The following is a 16,913-nucleotide window of genomic DNA, read 5'->3' as shown; positions in this document are numbered from 1 at the left end:
GGGGTGCGTCCGGGTCGGCGCGGTCGGCGTGTCGCGGCAGACCGGGTCGCAGGCCGGTGCCGGGGGCCGCAGCATGGAAGGAGGACCGGGACCGGATCGGCCGGGGCCCGTCCGGTGGGCGCATACCGTACGGCTGAGGAGGCCGCTGATGGCCGCTGAGGAAGCCGCGGGCCCCTTGCCGGCCGGCGGCCTGCTGGACGTGCTGGGCGTGGCTGCCGTCGTCCTGGACGAGGAGGGCCGCATCCGGCTGTGGAGCCCGCAGGCAGAGGCACTGTTCGGCTACACGGCGGACGAGGCCCTGGGCGGGTTCGCGGCCCGGCTGCTGGTGGACGAGCCGGACCGGGACATGGTGCTGGACCTCTTCGCGCGGGTGATGTCGGGCAACGGCCCGTGGGCGGGCGCCTTCCCCGTCCGGCACCGCAGCGGCGGAACGGTGCTGGTGGAGTTCCGCAACATGCGGCTCCAGGCCGACAACGGCCGTCTCTTCGCCCTCGGACTCGCCACCGAGCAGGCCACGCTGCACCGGGTGGAACGGGACCTGGCCCTCTCCCTGCGCCTGGTCGACCAGTCCCCCATCGGCCTGGCCGTGCATGACACCGAGCTGCGCTACGTCCTGGTCAACCCGGCGCTGGAGCGGATCAACGGGATGCCCGCCGAGCGGCACCTCGGCCGCCGCATCGGCGAGGTGCTGCCGTTCCTGGACGCCGAGTCCGTCGAGGACCGGATGCGCGAGGTCATGGCCACCGGGGTGCCGATGCTCGACCGGTTCACCACCGGGCGGATCTCCTCGGACGCGGACAGCGACCACGCCTGGCTGGTCTCGGTGTACCGGCTGGAAGACCAGTCCGCACGCGTGATCGGCGTCGCCACCTCCGTGGTGGACGTGACCCAGCAGCACCTGGCGGCCGTCTCGGCCGCCCACGCCCGCCGCCGGCTGTCCCTGATCGCGGACGCCTCGGTACGCATCGGCACCACGCTCGACCTCGACATCACCGCCCGGGAGCTCGCCGACGTGGCGGTACCCGAGGTCGCCGACATCGCGGCCGTCGACATCCTCGACACCATCCTGGCGGGCCCCCGGCCGGACGGCCCGGCGGACGGCGGCGCGCTGCGGTTCCGCGCGCTGGCGCTCAAGAGCGCCTACCGCAGTCCCGCCGAGGATGCCGCCGATCCCGTGGGCGACGTCGCGTTCTACGGTCCGAGCCGCCTGGTGACCCGCTGCGCCGACACCGGGCGCCCCGTCCTGCTGTCGCGCGTCCGCCCCGAGGACCTGCCCCGCATCGCCCGTGACGAGGGAGCGGTGCGGCTGCTCGCCGAGGCCGGTGTCCACTCCTACCTCGCGGTCCCGCTCATCGCCCGGGGCCAGGTCCTGGGCGCGCTCGACCTCAAACGCGCCCGCAACCCCGAACCGTTCGGCGAGGACGACGTCCTGCTCGCCTCCGAACTCGCCGCCCGGGCCGCCGTGTCCATCGACAACGCCCGCTGGTACCAGCGCGAGCGCCACACCGCGCTCTCCCTGCAGCGCCACCTGCTGCCCCAGCACCCTCCGACGGCGGCCGGGCTGGACATCGCCTACCGCTATCAGCCGGCCGGGGTGGCGGACGAGACCGGCGGGGACTGGTTCGACGTGATCCCGCTCGCCGAGGAGCGGACCGCGCTGGTCGTGGGGGACGTGATGGGCAGCGGCATCAACGCCGCTGCGACCATGGGGCAGTTGCGCACCGCCGCGCGCACCCTGGCGCGCCTGGGACTCGAACCGGCGACCGCGCTCACCCACCTCGACGAGGTCGCCGTAGATCTCGGCGACTCCATGGCCACGTGCGTCTACGCCGTCTACGACCCGCACACGCGGCTGTGCCGGCTCTCCAGTGCCGGGCACCTGCCCCCCGTGCACCTGCACACGGGCCGCCGGCCGGAGCTGCTGCACCTGCCGAACGCGGTGCCCCTGGGCGTGGGAGGGGTCCCCTTCACCACCACCACCGTCGCGCTGGAGCCGGGCGACGAACTGGTGCTCTACACCGACGGTTTGGTGGAGACCCGCGACCAGGACATCGACACCCGCCTGCAGACCCTGGCCGACCTGCTGGCCGGACCGCACCGGCCGATCGAGGAGACCTGCGACCTGCTTCTCGGTGCGCTCCGGCGTCCCGACACCCATGACGACGTCGCCCTGCTCATCGCCCGCACCCGGGCGCTCGCGGACGGAGTCCCGTAACCGCGGCCGCGGGGACGGCCGGGGCCCGGGGACCGTGACGTCCCCGGGCCCCGCGGTCGGCGTCAGGCGGCGTGCGGGGCGTTCGCCGGATACGGGGGCGCCGGGGGGTCGGCCGGGGCGCCCTCGGGCAGCGCGTGCAGGTGCCCGACGACGGGCGCCTCTTCCGGTTCGGTGGGGGCGCCGAAGATCCGCTCCTCATAACGGCCGAGTGCCAGGACGGCGCACAGGAGGAGGGGGGGCACGAGGAGCACGGTGAAGATCACGGCGGTCCCTTCGGCAGAGCGGGGTCCCGGGCGCCCCACCCCGTTCGGAGCGGGTCGACGCCGGGGGTGATGACTCTTCGGCGCGGGAAACGGTGGCCTTCCGGCGAGGTCCGGCGAAGTAGGCGGAGGGATGTCGCTCGTTCACCATGCGTCCTGTCCCCGATCGGCGCAATACGGGACAGAACGACACACTTCGAGCTCACGCTTTCGGCCCCGGGCGGCCATGCCCTCCCGGCGGGCGGTCCGCACCGCGGGACCGCATGATGGCTCTGTGGGGCGGGCCCGGAAGCGGCATACGGCGAAGGGAGCCGAGATGCGCGCAGAGCGGTACGAGTTGGTGTTCCCCGACCGCCCGGAGGCGGACCGGGACATGGTGGTCGTCACCCGTACGGAGCAGAGCGGGCCGGGAGGCCATCCCGTCTACGCCGATCCCACGGGCATCGTCCGGGCGGAGATCAGCGACCGGGACGAAGTGCGCATGCTCCCCTCGGGCGGCGGCCAGGACCCGGTACACGGGGTCCGGGCCCACCCGCTGGACGACTGACCGATCCGGCGGCCGCCGCCGTCAGACCGCGGCGGCGGCCCGCCAGACCGTGGTGATGTTGCAGAACTCCCGGATGCCGTGCCCGGACAGCTCGCGCCCGTACCCCGACCGCTTGACGCCGCCGAAGGGCAACGCGGGGTGGGAGGCGGTCATCCCGTTGACGAAGACGCCTCCGGCTTCGAGGTCGCGGGCGAAGCGGTCCACGTCCGCGTCGTCCCGGGTCCACACGTTCGAGCTGAGCCCGAAGGGCGTGTGGTTCGCCCGCTCGACGGCCTCGTCCAGGCTGTCCACCCGGTAGAGCGTGGCGACGGGCCCGAAGGTCTCCTCCTGGTCGACGCGCATCGCCGGGGTGACGTCGGCCAGGACCGTCGGCTCGTAGAACCAGCCGTGGGGGAAGGCCGGCGGGCGGCGGCCGCCGCACAGCACGGTGACCCCGCGGCGCACGGCGTCCTCGACGAGCTCCTCCACGTCGGCGCGTCCGCTCTCGGTCGCCAGTGGGCCCACCTCGGTGGACTCCTCCATCGGGTCTCCCACGACGAGCGCCGACATGCCGGCGGTGAAGCGCTCGGCGAACTCGTCGTAGACGTCGGCGTGCACGATGAAGCGCTTGGCGGCGATGCACGACTGCCCGTTGTTCTGCACGCGCGCGGTGACCGCCGTGGCGGCCGCGCGGGCGACGTCCGCCGACGGCATCACGACGTACGGGTCGCTGCCGCCCAGCTCCAGCACCGTCTTCTTGACCTCGTCCCCGGCGACCGCGGCGACCGCCCGGCCGGCCGGTTCGCTGCCGGTCAGCGTGGCGGCGGCGACCCTGGGGTCGCGCAATACGGCCTCCACGGAACCGGAGCCGATGAGCAGGGCCTGGAAGCAGCCGCGCGGGAACCCCGCCCGGCGGAAGAGGTCGCCGAGGTAGAGGGCGGTCTGCGGGACGTTCGAGGCGTGCTTGAGCAGGCCTACGTTGCCCGCCATGAGGGCGGGCGCGGCGAACCGCACGACCTGCCACAGCGGGAAGTTCCACGGCATGACGGCCAGGACCACGCCGACCGGCCGGTAGCGGACATGGACGGACGAGGCCCCCGCGTCGCGCACGTCCGCCTCGGCCGGGTGCTCGTCGGCCAGCAGGGATTCGGCGTGGGTGGCGTACCAGCGCATGGCCTTCACGCATTTGGCCGCCTCCGCGCGGGCGGCGCCCAGGGGCTTGCCCATCTCGGTGGTCATGGTCCGCGCCACGGCCTCGGCGTCCTCCTCCAGGAGCGCCGCCGCCCGCATCAGGAGTTCGGACCGTTCGGCGAAAGGTGTGCGGCGGTAAGTGGCGAAGGTCCGCGCGGCCTCGGCCAGGCACTGCTCGACGGCGCCGGGGTCGAGCGCGTCGAAGGTGTGCAGTGTCCGGCCGGTCGTGGGATCCACGGTGGCGATGGTCATGGTGGGACCTCCCTGCGAGTGAGCCGCCGCCTCGAACCCTGCCCCGCGGGCCGCCGCCCCGCAACGCGAGGTCCGGGGCGGCCTTCCGGGCGCACCCGGCGGGACGTCAGGCCACGCTGACGACGAACTTGCCGCGCGCCCGGCCCTCCCGCAGGTGGCGGACGGCGTCGGGGGCCTCGGCCAGGGGGTAGGTGCGGTCGACGGCCGGGGTCACCGATCCCGCTTCGATGAGTTCGGTGAGGACCAGCAGGTCACGGTGGTGGACCGTGGCGGCCAGGGCGCGCAGCCGCTGGCCGAGGAAGGGGGACAGCAGCAGCGCGCGCAGTTGGCGGTCGTTCCCGCCGATCCATCGGCCGCCGCCCTCGCCGCCGATGATGACGAGGGTGCCGCGGGCGGTGAGGGACCTGCGGAGCGTGGTCAGGGGCCGGTTCCCGGCGGTGTCGAGGACGAGGTCGTAGCGCCGGCTGCCGTCGGTGGGGTCCTCACGCGTGTAGTCGACGACCTCGTCGGCGCCGAGCGAGCGGACCAGGTCGCCCTTGGCGCCACTGCACGCGCCGGTGACGTGCGCGCCGAGGTTCTTGGCCAGCTGGACGGCGAAGCTGCCCACGCCGCCGGAGGCGCCGAGGACCAGGACGCCGCGGCCGGCCCCGAGGGGTCCGCCGTCGCGCACGGCCTTGAGGGCGGTGCAGCCGGACACCGGGACGGCGGCCGCTTCCTCGAAGCTCAGGTTCGCGGGTTTCGGCGCGAGGCGGCCCTCCGCGGCGCACGCGTACTCGGCGAACGAGCCCTCAGCATTGCCGTAGACCTGGTCGCCCGGACGGAAACGGGTCACACCGGGGCCCACGGCCGCCACCTCCCCGGCGACGTCCAGACCCCGTATGCGGTGCTTGGGCGCCCGCAGGCCGAAGCCCGCGGCGCGGATCGCGTACGGAAGGCCCGCCGTGAGGTGCCAGACGCCCGGGTCCACGCCGGCGGCGCGGACCCGTACGAGGACCTCTCCGGGGCCCGGCTCCGGCCGGTCCACCTCTTCGAGCCGCATGACGTCGGGCGGTCCGTACACGTCGTGGACGATGGCCTTCATGAGCTGTCTCCCTCTGTTTCGCGGTACTGGAACACGTGGTCGAGCGGAACGCCGAAGACGCGGGCGATCTGGAAGGCCTTCTCCAGGGAGGGCGAGTAGCGGCCCTGCTCGATGGCGATGACGGTCTGGCGGGTGACCCCGATGCGGCGGGCGAGTTCGGCCTGGGTCATCTCGTCGGCGGCGAAGCGCAGGGCTCGGATCGTGTTGGTGACGTTCGTCGGCTTCACCACGGGTGGAACCCCAGCCGGTAGGAGACGATCTTGGTGGCCGAGCCCAGCAGCGCCGACAGGACGAAGGCCAGGTAGATCGCGTTCGCGATCCAGAAGGGCGCCGCCTCCAGCATCGCGAGGACGAGTCCGGTCACCGCGCCGATCACGACGAACGACTGCCCGATGTGCTCGCCGAAGCGGCCGATCTCCCGGTCGCGCTGGTCCCTGACGTTCGCGTCCTCGGGCGAGAGCGCGCTCACGGCGACGTGCAGCAGGATCGAGGCGGCGATCGACGCGCCGACCGACCACAGGAGCGCCTGTTCGTAGGGCACTTGGGCGAGCGGAAGGCCTCCGGCCCGACCGAGCACGACGGCCAGGTAGACCGCGTACGACACGACCGAGACCACGATCATGATCCAGGCACGTTTCTCTTCGACCGCCACCGGCACTCCCTGTGTAAAGAATCTTTGACTCTTGCAGTGTCAAGGAGTGCGGACACGATGTCAATGTTTCTGTACACCTCCCCGCGGGTCGACGCGGGGGCGGATCCCGGGACGGGGAGCCGGGGCCGGTGCGTGCGCGCGTGCGTGCAACACGCGCATCAACGGGCTTCCGCATACCGGAATGGGCCCCACCGGTGCGGGGCAGAACGCAGGAACCTCCCTCCCCCGCTCCGGAAAGGAATGTCATGCCCGATCGGATCCCGGTCTTCACGGCGGACTTCGGCTCCGCCTCCCAATGGGTCGCCGGCCGCTCTTGGGCGTATCCCGGCGGCGGACCCACCAATCCCGGTGACAACAAGCTCGACCACCTCGTGGCCGACCCCGCCTACAGCCGCTCCGGCACCTTCCGGGCCACCCGCTGCCCCGACGGCAAGTGGGACGCGGGGCTGCTGACCACGGAGGGCAGCGACCAGGGGTTCATGGCCCGGACCGGGGACACCCTGGAGGCACGGGTGCGCCTACCCGTCGAGATCGGCGCCTGGCCGGCGATCTGGACCTGGCTGGACGGCGGCAACGAGATCGACGTCTTCGAGTACCACCCGGACAACCCCGACCTCCTCGAACTCTCCAACCACGTGCGCGGCGGCGGGCACTACCACCGCGACCCCTCGATCCGCCCCGGCGCATGGGTGGACCTCGGAGTCGATTTCGGCGCCCGCTCGGTGGTGTGGCGGGTCAACGGCCGCCAGGTGCACGCCGACCGGCGGGGGGTGGGGCTGCGCTGGCGGGCGTACCTCATCGTGAACCTGTCGGTGAGCGCCGGGCGTTATCACCCGGCCCCCGATGCGGACGTGTCGCGCATGTCCTACGAGGTGTCCGCCCTGAGCGTGTACCGCCCCTCCTGGTGGCGCCGCTACGTGAGGTAGCGCCCCGGTGCGCTGATCCGACCCGGACCGTCGAGGACATGGACGCGCAGGCTGCCCCGGCCCGGCGCGGCCACGGTCCCTCGGCCTTCCGGGTGGCGGCTACTCTGAGTGCTGTCGATCAAGAACGCACACCATCGAACGGGGACATACATGGACATGGCAGCGATAGCGAGGAGAGGCGCCGGGGTGCTGAGCTCGTTGATGCTCGCCGCACTGCTGGGCGCACCGACGGCCCAGGCCGCGGAGCCCAAGAACCTCCAGGTCATGTCCTGGAACATGTGCGGTTCGCAGCGCTCCACCTGGCATTGCGAGGGCACCGGGACCCCCGAGCAGAAGATCGGCGTGGTCAAGTACCACGTCCAGAACAGCTACGTCCAGGCCGCGCTGCTGCAGGAGGTGTGCGAGGACGATCTCACCCTGCTGATGGCGCAGCTGGGAGCGGGGTGGAGCAAGAGCTTCGAGCCGTACCAGTGGTCGCAGGACGGCACGACGTGGAACAGCCGCTGCGGTGAGGACACCGGGCGTGCGGACCGCATCGGAACGGCCGTCCTGGTCAAGGGCGGGATGGCGGACGCCCGGCAGTACCCGGTGACACAGCCGTACACGGGCCAGCACAGGCCCTTCCAGTGCGCGACGGCGGTGTACTGGGACGTCCGGCTGTGCAACGTCCACGCCGCGCGACTGGGCAGCAACCCCGACCACCCGGACTGGGACTACCGGGACGACCAGTTCGCCGAGATCAAGGCCGTCGTGAACACCTTCCCCAAGGTGGTCTTCGGCGGGGACTTCAACGCGCTTCCGCCGGACGCCCCGAACAACTCCGCCGCGTGGGTGTGGCCGACCGGGCTCTACTCCACGGGTCCCGGCACCGAGGGCTACCAGGAGTGCGACCAGACCGGCGCCCCCCGCACGGGACGGGCGACGCACAGCTTCGGCGGGAAGATCGACTACGTCTTCAGCAGCGAGACCCGCCGCTGGTGCGCGGTCGCCGACTCGGCCTACTCCGACCACCACGTGATGATCGAGAGCGTGAGCGTGGCCGCGTAACCCTCCCCTTCCGGCACAACGCGGCCCGGGTGGGCGCGGGCGGACACACCACCCCGCGCACCCGGGCCGCACCCGCTCGCGGCCGGCCACGGGCGCCGGCCCGTTCCCGCACGCACGGCGCGCAGACGGGCGCGAGGCCGGCGCGGATACCGCCTACGGTTTCTCGGCGGCCCGGCGGAGCAGGGCAACCGGTTGATCGACCGACGTCGACCTGGTCTTCATTCCGTACGGCTCCTGCTCGTCTTCGCTGAGCACTTCCTGGCTGTCCGGGTCGCGGGCGATGTGGACCTGCATGTAGGGGATGGTGTCTCCGGGAGCGAAGGGCTTCCCTTCACGCCATGTCGGGATCACCCACCACATGGCCGCCCAGTCGGGAGCCTGCGTCATGTTCATGATCGCGCTGCTGCGGTAGATCCTCGACCGGTAGCGAAAGAAGTCGTCTCCCGGGTCGGCGAGCCACGACGGGGCGTCCCAGACGTGCTTGCGATCGGCGGAGTCCACGTCCCAGGAGTACTCGATCGACTGCGGGTAGCTGTTGGCGAGCTTGCAGCGGTCGGCCCGGATGAACGAGACCGTAGCGCCCAGTTCGACGCGTCCCTGACCGACGTCCTTCAGCGGTACTTCGATGACGGCCTGCTTCGAGAAGTCGTCACCGGGGTCGAGGCGGCTGCCCGCGGAGGTGATCTGCCCTGCCGCCAGCAGGCGGGCCGGGGCGTTGAAGTCCTCGTGGCGGTGGGTGTCCCAACCGTCGCCCAGTTCGTCCCGCCACCTCGTCAGTCCGGTGCCCTTCGCGCGGAAGGCGCTCGGCCAGAGAGTCGCCGACCACTGCGTTCCGACGACGAAGATGCTGATGGATCCCTCGTTACGGAAGGTGAGATGGGCCGGTACGTACAGGCTGGTGCGGGCGGCGTTCAGGGTCGGTTTCCCGAAGGAGACCATGAAGGGCACCTTCGGCGGGGCGACGTACGGGGTGTACATGGCGGAGTACGCCACGCTCGCGGAACCGACGAGAGCCGACAGGGCGACTCCGGTCGCGAAACCCTTCGGGTGCGGAATCCCCTGCCAGACCTTGTGCCGACCCACTTCCCACAGCGCCCAGACCGACCATGCCACCAGGGAGACCCACAGCCGGAACAACCCCGCGTGGTAGCCGCTCTCCCACTGCAGGATGAGGAACATCAGACTCGTGACGGCCACGATGACCACCCCCAGCAGGACGCACTGCCCCGCATACCGCGTGGCCCGCTTGCCCCAGTGGTCAAGGGCTGCCGCTGCCGCGACCGTCTCCGCCAGCGCAGCGGCCAGGAACACCACACCCATGACCCGACCGCCGAAGGTCAGCGCTCCGAGGGTGTCCGTCAGCCCCACCCGGAAGAGCACGGCGGCGGACACCAGGAGGCCGAGCACCATGAGGCCGGCTTGGATGCGCCTCCACCAGGGGCGATCCGGCCACAGGTCCGGGTCGGCCCGCCATCGGACCTGCCCGGGATGGTCGAGGTCGATGGCCGCGGGCACCCCTGCCCGCCGCAGTACCCGGCGGAGGTCCCGAGGTGACCAGGCCCGCCCCACGGTCTTCCCCGCGACGCTGACCTCGCGCAGCCCCCGGCGGTCGGGTGCGTGGACGATGACCTGCGGTCCGCTGGGCGTCATGCCATCAGGATCGGCGTGGCGCGAGAGGGCCGCAGCCGGCATGGGCATCCGGGTGAGCCCCGCGCCCGCGGCACCCGTTCGCCCTGCGGGGGTGGACGCGGAGCCGGACGCGGTCCGGACGCGGTCGTTGAGGAATCGGCGACCGCGAACCCGCGTTGTCGCACGCATGGGCGACACATCCCGCTACGGCCATGACGAGCGCGGCCCGTCCCCGTTCGCGACCGCCCGCGCACGCCTCGCGGCCGACCGCGCCGACACGCTCGCGCGGATGGCCGCGCTCGGCCGCGACTTCGACGGGATCGTCGCGGCGAACGCCCTGGTCGCGGTCGACGACGAGCACGACCCCGAGGGGGCCAGCACCGCCTTCGAGCGGGCCCACGTGGCCGCCCTGATGGCGCGGGCGCGCGAGCACCTGGACGACCTGGACCGGGCGCTGGAACGGCTCGAACGGGGCGGGTACGGGCAGTGCGAAGGCTGTGGCGAAACGATTCCGCCCGAGCGCCTGGAGATCCGCCCGGCGGCGACCACCTGTGTCCGCTGCGCCCGGTCCGACCCGCGCCGCCCGCCGCGCCCCGCCTGACGGCACGGCCTGCCCTGGTGCGGAGAGGCACCGGCGGGTCTGGCTCCCCGGCGCCACGTCCTTTCGCCCGCCCGCCCCGGACGGCGACGGCGTCCGCGGGGAATCTGCCTGGCCGAGCCTCGCGGGCTTCCGCGTCGGGCCGGGCTACGGTGGGGCCGATCCCGATCAGGACGAGCGACAGTGGAGTGGGCTGCTGTGTCGACGTCAAGTCACGAGGTGTTCGGCGCGCCGTGCTGGGTGAGCCTGATGGCCCACGACCTCGCCTCCGCTCAACGCTTCTACGCCCCGGTGCTGGGCTGGGAGTTCCGCCGCACCCGCTTCGGAGACGGCTTCGCCGTCGCCTTCCGCGACGGGGCACCGGTCGCCGGGATCGGCGTACTGGCCGAGAGCCTGGCCCTTCTTCCGGTGACCTGGACCCCGTACTTCGCCGTGGAGGACGCGGACGACACGGCGGCCCGGGTCCGCGAGCGCGGCGCCACCATGGCGGTCGGCCCGCTGTCCTTCGGTACGGGCCGGGCCGGACTTGCCGCCGACCCGGACGGGGCGGTCTTCGGCTTCTGGCAGGGCGAGGTGATCCCCGACTGGACGGTGGGCCGCGGCACGGCGCCCGCCTGGCTCGAACTTCGTACCCGCGACGCCTTCGCCGCGGCCATCTTCTACGGCGAGGTCCTCGACTGGGCCGGCGAGCGCCCGGGCTGCTGCGCGGTCGCCTACGAGCACGACCACGTGGTGCTCCGCCACGGACACGCCGCCGTCGCCCGGATCAGCGGCGGCGCCGTGGACACCGACCCGGACCCGCAGGTCAGGCCGCGCTGGCACGTCCACTTCCAGGTACCGGACCTGGAGGCCGCCCTGACCGACGCCGTCCGCCTGGGCGGCCGGACCGTCTCCCCCGTCCGGACGTCGACGTCGAGCCGGTGGGTCGCGGTCAGCGATCCCGACGGGGCCGTGTTCACACTCGTCTCGCCCCGGTCCTGACCGGGCCCTCAGCCCCGACCTGGCGGCGGCCGTACGGGAGGGCTTCCTCCCCCGGGCGCCCCGAGGTGAACGTCGGGCATGAGGTAGCTCATGCCGTCGTCGGTCACGAAGGAGCACAGCGGGCAGTCGTCGGGGCCCCCCGGGGGTCCGAGGTGGATGCTGAAGGGCTCCGGCGGATCGCCGGGCATCTGCGCGGCCAGCACGGTACGGGCCACTCTCTGGGGCCGCGCGGTGGCGACGGTCCTGCCGTCCACGAGGACCTCGACGGGGCGGCGGGGGCCCTCGCACAGCACGCTGATCGAGTGGCCGTTCTGGTCGAGATGGAAACAGTGCCGATTGGTCATGGCGCCCTCCCGGAGCCACGTGTGTTCCCCCTCTGCATCGTACGGCGCGCCGTACGGGTACGGACTCCCGCGGGCGACAGGATGTGCCTCCACCAGAAGTCACTCGGAGAGACCGGATCGGGACTTCTGTGGCAGGCCAGGAAGAGACCGTCTATGCAGTCCACTTTCGATACGGCGATCGAGTACGCCGGAAACACCGTGCTGATCAGTGCGGCAGGCGTGCTGGACGCGCACGCGGCACCGGCGCTGGTGCACGCGCTGGACGGGGCGCCGGACCATACCGCCGTCGCGCTGGTGGACCTGCACGGAGTGCACGTGATGGACGAGCCGGGTCTGGGACTGCTCCTGGACCTCCGGCGGCGCGCCGAGGACCTGGGGCTGCGGGTCCTGGTCGTCGGCTGGCAGGCCCAGCCCCGGCAGCTGCTGGAACTCCTGGCCCTGGACACCGAGGACGTCGAGTGCGCCGAAACCGACCCCGGATTCGGACACGCGACCCGCGCTGCCACCGGGACCACCGGGACCACCGAGGACACAGCGGGCACCGGCGACCCCGCCGCCGCCCGCGCCTTCTGCCGCGTCGTACGGCAGCGCGCCGAGCAGGAGCGCGCCTGGGCGGACGTCGAGGCGCAGGCCAGCGGCAAGGGGCTGCACGCGCGTTCCGTCCACGACATGCTCGCCAGGATCTGGCGTACCCGGCCGCCGGCCGGTGACACCCGCCGCCGGCGGGTGTGAGGGAGGCCGCCGCCAGGTCGTCCGGCCCCGGGCGCGCCGTACCCGTGCGGTCCGGCACACCTCCGATCCGCATGCCAACTCCTGCCGTCCTCCACTCACCCCCACCCGGGTCGAAGGGAACGAGACCGTGGTGTTTCCCCCTCCTGCCGCCGCCGAGCCCGCACCGGCGCCCGCTGCCGCGACCGCGCCCCCTGTGTCCGGGGCGCCCGTTTCCTGCGCCCCGGACGAAGCCGTCGACCCTCCCGTGACGGCGCAGGCGCTCGGCATGATCATGGCCCTGACCCCGTGCACGGTGCGCGAGGCCCGGACGGTACTGACAGCGGCATCGGAGATGGCGGGTGTCACTCCAATGGCGGTGGCCCGCGCCCTGGTGAACGAGTCGCGGGGCGGCGGCGTGCCGTCCGGTGTGGAGCGCGGGCTGCGCCTCGCCATCGGGGCCGCCCGTGTCTCGCCCGCCCCGCGAGTGCGGGGGCTGCTGCCGTGCCCCGAGCGGACGGCGGAGGCACTGGCGCGCTTCCGGGAGTGCCGGCGGCGGGTCCGGGCGACGCCGGGGGACGCCGGCGCCCGGGGGGAGCTCGACGACGCCGCGTACACGCTGTGCGTCCTCATGGCCCGCCGCACGGTGCACGAAGCGGTGCTCGCGGCCATGCGACACCTCGCCGACCGGGGGTAGCTGGCTCTCCCGGCCCCGGGGGGTCAGAGTGGGGATGCGGGGTACGCACCTTTCGCGGCCTTTGCACCCTTTGCCCATCTGACCGATGAGGGGTCGACGATGTCACTGACGGTGTCCGCATCCACTCCGAGCCCCGAGACGCCCACGGGGACCGGCGCCGCTCCCGCGACCTGCCCCACGACCGTTCGGACGCGACTGACCATGGGAGTGGAAGAGGAGTTCCTTCTGGTCGACCCGCGCAGCCGAGCCCCGGTGGGGCGCGGGCCGCGCGTGGTCCGGGCTGCGAGCGGGCTCTTGGGCGCGCGGGTGCAGCCGGAGTTCTTCACCTCTCAGGTGGAGGTCTGCTCCCAGCCCGCTTCGAGCGCCGATGCCCTCCGGGCCGATCTGGCGCGGCTGCGGTCCGTCCTGGGCGCGGCGGCCGCGGACGAGGGATGCCTGCTCGTCGCGTCCGGCACTCCCCCGATACCGCCGGACCGGCCGCTGGAGGTGACCGACGGCGAGCGCTACCGGCGGATGGAACAGCGGTTCGCCCACGCCATCGGCCGGTACGACCAGGTGGTGTGCGGCTGCCACGTCCACGTGGGCGTCACGGGTCGCGCCCAGGCGCTCGCGCTGGCGAACCACATGCGCCCCTGGCTGCCCGTCCTGCAGGCACTCGCGGCCAACTCCCCCTACGCGCACGGCGTGGACACCGGGTACGCGAGCTGGCGGTCGGTCGAGCACGCCCGGTGGCCCACGGTGGGCCCCGCGCCGCTCCTGGACGAGGCCGGCTACGACCGGCTGGCGCAGACCCTCGTACGGGGCGGGACCCTGATGGACCGGCGCATGATCTACTGGTACGCCCGCCCCTCGGAGCACGTGCCCACCCTGGAGATCAGGGTCGCCGACGTCACCGCCGATCTCGACACGGTCGTCCTGCTGGCGATCCTCGTACGGGGCCTCGCCGCCGCACTGGCGCCGGAGATCGACGACGGCCGGCCGCCCCCGCGGCTCGCGAGCCGCGCGCTGCTGGAGGCCCACCGGCTCGGCGCCGCGAACGGTCTGGACGGCGAGGGTCTGGATCCCGTGGCCGGCCTGCGGGTGCCCGCTCCCCAGTTGCTCGACCGGCTGCTCGAAAGGGCCGCTCCGGGTCTGGAGGCGGCGGGCGACCTGGCCGCGGCCTCCGCCCTCGTCGAGCGGATCCGCACCCGGGGCAACGGCGCGGCCCGGCAGCGGTCGGCCTACGCGCGGCGCGGCCGCATCCACGACGTGGTGGACGGCCTCGCGCGCTCGACGGCGGCCGTCTGATCCTCGGGCTGACGCCCGCACGCGACAGGTCCCCGGCCCGTGGAACGGGCCGGGGACCTGTGCGTCGGGACCTCGGTCGCCGGGATCTCGGTCGTCTTGGGATCTCGATCGCCGGGCCTCGGCGCGCCGGGGCCCCGGTCCCGCGGAGCTCAGGCGCGGTGGCTGCCGAACGGTCCGCCGCCGATGCCGTAGTAGAGGCCCAGCTCCTCGCGGTAGCCGGTGTCGGCCAGGTGCTGCTCCCGGTGGAACTCCGGGGCGTCCTTGATCTGGTCCTTGGTGAGGCTGACGTGGATCTTCTCCTCCTCCAGGTCGACGCGGGTCACCGCGCCGGCGGGAAGGAGGACTTCCTTCCCGAAGATCCACACTCCGGTGTCCACGACGAGGTACGCGTCGCCGGCCTCGTCGGAGTGCTTGTCGACCTTGCCGATGCTGCCGTCGAGCGCCTCGACCTTGTAGCCGGTCAGGTCGGAACCCGTCAGGTGGCCCGAGCTGACGGGGTAGTTCCAGGCATGGTCAGTCACGCGAAAACATCTCCTCCGGTGACGGAAGACTGGCGGACGCGGCGGACGTGACGCCTTCGTCGCGCGGTCTCCCTCTCGGTCCTGCGGTTCTCCTTGTCCATCGTCGCGCCTGCCCCGCGACCGGCGGCGTACACGTAGGCCGAACGGCCTTCCCCGTGCGGCGCGGACGCGCATACTCGGAACATGGCTGACACCACCACGGTCGAGCTCGACGCCGACGTCCACGCTCGGCTGACCGCCCTCGCCGAGGCCCGCGGGCTGGCCCTGGGCGGTTACCTCGCCGAGCTGGCCGCCGCCCAGGAGCAGGAGGCCGGCCTGGCCCGCGCCACCGCCGCCTTCGAGCGGGCGGTCGAGCGGCCCGGCTTCCGCGAGGCGTTCGCGCGCGACTTCGGTCCCGGGCGGAACGGCTCCTCCCGGGCGGCCTGAGGCGCCGCCGCTCCTCCGGGGCCGCGACGGACGGACGGGCCGCTGTGACTCCGCCCACCCTCCCTTGACCAGGCGAGGAAGGGTTACCTAAGTTCGCAGTATGAGCCAGCACCCTCCGTCCCCCGACGGCCCCGACGCCGCCGCCCCGCGCACATCCGGCGCCGGGCGGCCGGACCCGACGGCGCTGACGCACCTCACGGTCGACCTCACCTCCCACGAGCTGCTCCGCCGTGCCCAGGTGATGGCCGCCCTCGGCCCCGACTGGGACCCCGTCCAGGTACTGCGGGGCGAGGAAGCGGCGTACGACCTGCTCTACTCGGGGCTCGACGAGGCGCAGCAGCGCATGTACGACGATCTGGTCGCGGCCGGCGTGCTCCCGGAGCGGGGGCACGGCAGTGCTGCCGCTTGACCCGCAGGCCGACATCGGCCGCCGGGCCTGGGCGGCCTGCCCGAACTGCGACGACACCCGGGGCTGCGCGCCGTGCGCCGAGGGCCGGACGTGCTCCGCGCACTGGCGGTACCTGCTCACCAACACCGGCAGCCTGCTCCACCTCCAGTGCCCGGGCTGCGCCCACGTGTGGGTGCACGAGAGCGGTTTCGGCGCCACCCGATCCACCCTGTGGAGCCGTGTCACCGGCGGCCTTCCGCGGCTCTGACCCGGTCGAGGAGCCGCGCCCCGCAAACGTACCTATGCTCGGAACAGAGGGGGCGCTGCGAACTCTGGAGGGCGGCCGTCATGACCGAGCTGAGCGACGCGGTCCAGGCCGACCGCGCCCTGAAGGACAAGCACCGGGCGATGTGGTCCCTGGGCGACTACCCGTCCGTGGCTTCCCGCCTCATCTCCGAGCTGGGTCCCCTGCTCGTCCAGGAATGCGCCGTCGGACGCGGTGACCGGGTGCTCGACATCGCCGCCGGCTCCGGCAACGTGGCCATTCCGGCCGCCGAGGCGGGAGCCGACGTGGTCGCGTCCGACCTCACCCCCGATCTGCTGGAGGTGGGCCGGCACCTGGCTTCGGTACGCGGTGTCGAGCTGGAGTGGTGCGAGGCCGACGCGGAGGCACTGCCGTTCGCGGACGGCGAGTTCGACAAGGTGATGTCCTGCGTCGGCATCATGTTCGCTCCCCACCACGGGGCGGCCGCCGCGGAGATGCTGCGCGTCTGCCGCGCGGGCGGCACCGTCGGACTGATCAACTGGACCCCGCAGGGGTTCATCGGGCAGATGTTCGCCACGATGAAGCCCTACGCGCCCCCGCCGCCACCCGGTGCCCAGCCGCCGCCGCTGTGGGGCGACGAGGAGCACGTCCACGAGCTGTTGGGCGACTCGGTCACCGATGTGGAGGCCACCCGCCGTACGGTCCGGGTGGACCGTTTCGCGCAACCGGAGGAGTTCCGCGCGTTCTTCAAGGCCTGCTACGGGCCGACCATCGCCGTCTACCGCTTCATCGGCGACGACCCCGAACGCGTGGCCGCCCTCGACGCCGACCTCGACGCGCTCGTACGCGAGCACACCGCGAACGGCGCCATGGAGTGGGAGTACCTGCTCCTGACGGCACACCGCACCGGCTGACCGCA

21 protein-coding genes are annotated in these 16,913 nt (G+C 73.0%); 13 read left to right on the top strand and 8 right to left on the bottom strand.

Translation table 11 applies throughout. The features are described 5' to 3' along the window. Positions 1 to 148: 148 nt before the first annotated feature. Positions 149 to 2,215: a SpoIIE family protein phosphatase gene (locus ACWFQ8_RS13365; RefSeq protein WP_453786322.1), complete on the top strand. Its 2,067-nt coding sequence runs from the start codon at positions 149 to 151 to the stop codon at positions 2,213 to 2,215. A 62-nt stretch (positions 2,216 to 2,277) separates the two neighbouring features. Here ACWFQ8_RS13365 and ACWFQ8_RS13360 read toward each other — a convergent pair whose 3' ends face one another. Further along, a complete protein-coding gene (locus tag ACWFQ8_RS13360) occupies positions 2,278 to 2,478 on the bottom strand; it encodes a hypothetical protein (protein ID WP_453786321.1) in 201 nt (66 codons plus the stop codon). A gap of 313 nt (positions 2,479 to 2,791) precedes the next feature. On the opposite strand from ACWFQ8_RS13360, the gene ACWFQ8_RS13355 reads away from it, so the two are divergent. After that, positions 2,792 to 3,022, top strand: a complete 231-nt coding sequence (locus ACWFQ8_RS13355; protein WP_453786320.1) for a DUF6296 family protein — start codon at positions 2,792 to 2,794, stop codon at positions 3,020 to 3,022. 21 nt (positions 3,023 to 3,043) lie between these two features. On the opposite strand, the gene ACWFQ8_RS13350 is transcribed toward ACWFQ8_RS13355, so the two are convergent. The 4 genes from ACWFQ8_RS13350 to ACWFQ8_RS13335 all read right to left on the bottom strand — a co-directional run bounded on the left by ACWFQ8_RS13350 (position 3,044) and on the right by ACWFQ8_RS13335 (position 6,177). Continuing rightward, positions 3,044 to 4,444 carry an NADP-dependent succinic semialdehyde dehydrogenase gene (locus ACWFQ8_RS13350; protein WP_453786319.1) on the bottom strand — a complete coding sequence of 467 codons (1,401 nt, stop codon included), beginning with the start codon at positions 4,442 to 4,444 and terminating at the stop codon, positions 3,044 to 3,046. Between the two features lie 106 nt (positions 4,445 to 4,550). Next, entirely contained in the window at positions 4,551 to 5,525 is a 975-nt protein-coding gene (locus tag ACWFQ8_RS13345) for an NAD(P)-dependent alcohol dehydrogenase (protein WP_453786318.1), read from the bottom strand. Further along, positions 5,522 to 5,755, bottom strand: a complete 234-nt coding sequence (locus ACWFQ8_RS13340; RefSeq protein WP_453786317.1) for a helix-turn-helix transcriptional regulator — start codon at positions 5,753 to 5,755, stop codon at positions 5,522 to 5,524. Before ACWFQ8_RS13340 ends, ACWFQ8_RS13345 begins: the two co-directional genes overlap by 4 nt. Continuing rightward, positions 5,749 to 6,177 carry a hypothetical protein gene (locus ACWFQ8_RS13335; RefSeq protein ID WP_453786316.1) on the bottom strand — a complete coding sequence of 143 codons (429 nt, stop codon included), beginning with the start codon at positions 6,175 to 6,177 and terminating at the stop codon, positions 5,749 to 5,751. The genes ACWFQ8_RS13340 and ACWFQ8_RS13335 overlap by 7 nt, the downstream gene beginning before the upstream one ends. Before the next feature lie 245 nt (positions 6,178 to 6,422). Between ACWFQ8_RS13335 and ACWFQ8_RS13330 the strand changes: the two genes are divergently transcribed. After that, a complete protein-coding gene (locus tag ACWFQ8_RS13330) occupies positions 6,423 to 7,103 on the top strand; it encodes a beta-glucanase (RefSeq protein WP_453786315.1) in 681 nt (226 codons plus the stop codon). Between the two features lie 186 nt (positions 7,104 to 7,289). Further along, positions 7,290 to 8,150, top strand: a complete 861-nt coding sequence (locus ACWFQ8_RS13325; protein WP_453786314.1) for an endonuclease/exonuclease/phosphatase family protein — start codon at positions 7,290 to 7,292, stop codon at positions 8,148 to 8,150. Between the two features lie 153 nt (positions 8,151 to 8,303). On the opposite strand, the gene ACWFQ8_RS13320 is transcribed toward ACWFQ8_RS13325, so the two are convergent. Next, on the bottom strand, positions 8,304 to 9,800 hold the full coding sequence (locus ACWFQ8_RS13320) for a hypothetical protein (protein WP_453786313.1): 1,497 nt from the start codon (positions 9,798 to 9,800) through the stop codon (positions 8,304 to 8,306). 166 nt (positions 9,801 to 9,966) lie between these two features. Here ACWFQ8_RS13320 and ACWFQ8_RS13315 point away from each other — a divergent pair, with 166 nt between their 5' ends. Both ACWFQ8_RS13315 and ACWFQ8_RS13310 read left to right on the top strand, forming a co-directional pair. Then, a complete protein-coding gene (locus ACWFQ8_RS13315) occupies positions 9,967 to 10,380 on the top strand; it encodes a TraR/DksA family transcriptional regulator (protein ID WP_453786312.1) in 414 nt (137 codons plus the stop codon). 246 nt (positions 10,381 to 10,626) lie between these two features. Continuing rightward, positions 10,627 to 11,358, top strand: a complete 732-nt coding sequence (locus ACWFQ8_RS13310) for a VOC family protein (RefSeq protein ID WP_453786400.1) — start codon at positions 10,627 to 10,629, stop codon at positions 11,356 to 11,358. Positions 11,359 to 11,366: 8 nt separating this feature from the next. On the opposite strand, the gene ACWFQ8_RS13305 is transcribed toward ACWFQ8_RS13310, so the two are convergent. Next, entirely contained in the window at positions 11,367 to 11,702 is a 336-nt protein-coding gene (locus ACWFQ8_RS13305) for a hypothetical protein (RefSeq protein WP_453786311.1), read from the bottom strand. Positions 11,703 to 11,855: 153 nt separating this feature from the next. Here ACWFQ8_RS13305 and ACWFQ8_RS13300 point away from each other — a divergent pair, with 153 nt between their 5' ends. The 3 genes from ACWFQ8_RS13300 to ACWFQ8_RS13290 all read left to right on the top strand — a co-directional run bounded on the left by ACWFQ8_RS13300 (position 11,856) and on the right by ACWFQ8_RS13290 (position 14,394). Then, entirely contained in the window at positions 11,856 to 12,434 is a 579-nt protein-coding gene (locus tag ACWFQ8_RS13300) for an STAS domain-containing protein (protein ID WP_453786310.1), read from the top strand. A 127-nt stretch (positions 12,435 to 12,561) separates the two neighbouring features. Further along, positions 12,562 to 13,107: a DUF5133 domain-containing protein gene (locus tag ACWFQ8_RS13295; protein WP_453786309.1), complete on the top strand. Its 546-nt coding sequence runs from the start codon at positions 12,562 to 12,564 to the stop codon at positions 13,105 to 13,107. Between the two features lie 201 nt (positions 13,108 to 13,308). Beyond that, positions 13,309 to 14,394: a carboxylate-amine ligase gene (locus tag ACWFQ8_RS13290; protein ID WP_453786308.1), complete on the top strand. Its 1,086-nt coding sequence runs from the start codon at positions 13,309 to 13,311 to the stop codon at positions 14,392 to 14,394. 149 nt (positions 14,395 to 14,543) lie between these two features. On the opposite strand, the gene ACWFQ8_RS13285 is transcribed toward ACWFQ8_RS13290, so the two are convergent. Beyond that, positions 14,544 to 14,915, bottom strand: coding sequence for a PRC-barrel domain-containing protein (locus tag ACWFQ8_RS13285; RefSeq protein WP_453786307.1), 372 nt, complete (start codon positions 14,913 to 14,915; stop codon positions 14,544 to 14,546). Between the two features lie 183 nt (positions 14,916 to 15,098). Between ACWFQ8_RS13285 and ACWFQ8_RS13280 the strand changes: the two genes are divergently transcribed. The 4 genes from ACWFQ8_RS13280 to ACWFQ8_RS13265 all read left to right on the top strand — a co-directional run bounded on the left by ACWFQ8_RS13280 (position 15,099) and on the right by ACWFQ8_RS13265 (position 16,908). Then, on the top strand, positions 15,099 to 15,341 hold the full coding sequence (locus tag ACWFQ8_RS13280) for an antitoxin MazE7 (RefSeq protein ID WP_453786306.1): 243 nt from the start codon (positions 15,099 to 15,101) through the stop codon (positions 15,339 to 15,341). A gap of 100 nt (positions 15,342 to 15,441) precedes the next feature. Further along, on the top strand, positions 15,442 to 15,750 hold the full coding sequence (locus ACWFQ8_RS13275; RefSeq protein WP_453786305.1) for a DUF6400 family protein: 309 nt from the start codon (positions 15,442 to 15,444) through the stop codon (positions 15,748 to 15,750). Further along, a complete protein-coding gene (locus ACWFQ8_RS13270) occupies positions 15,737 to 15,997 on the top strand; it encodes a hypothetical protein (protein ID WP_453786304.1) in 261 nt (86 codons plus the stop codon). Before ACWFQ8_RS13275 ends, ACWFQ8_RS13270 begins: the two co-directional genes overlap by 14 nt. 80 nt (positions 15,998 to 16,077) lie before the next feature. Further along, entirely contained in the window at positions 16,078 to 16,908 is an 831-nt protein-coding gene (locus ACWFQ8_RS13265; RefSeq protein WP_453786303.1) for a class I SAM-dependent methyltransferase, read from the top strand. Positions 16,909 to 16,913: the final 5 nt, after the last annotated feature.

This window comes from Streptomyces sp. NPDC055254 (genome assembly GCF_053606025.1).
The sequence above is the reverse complement of the archived record's forward strand: the minus strand, read 5'-3'. Positions and strand labels throughout refer to the sequence as shown.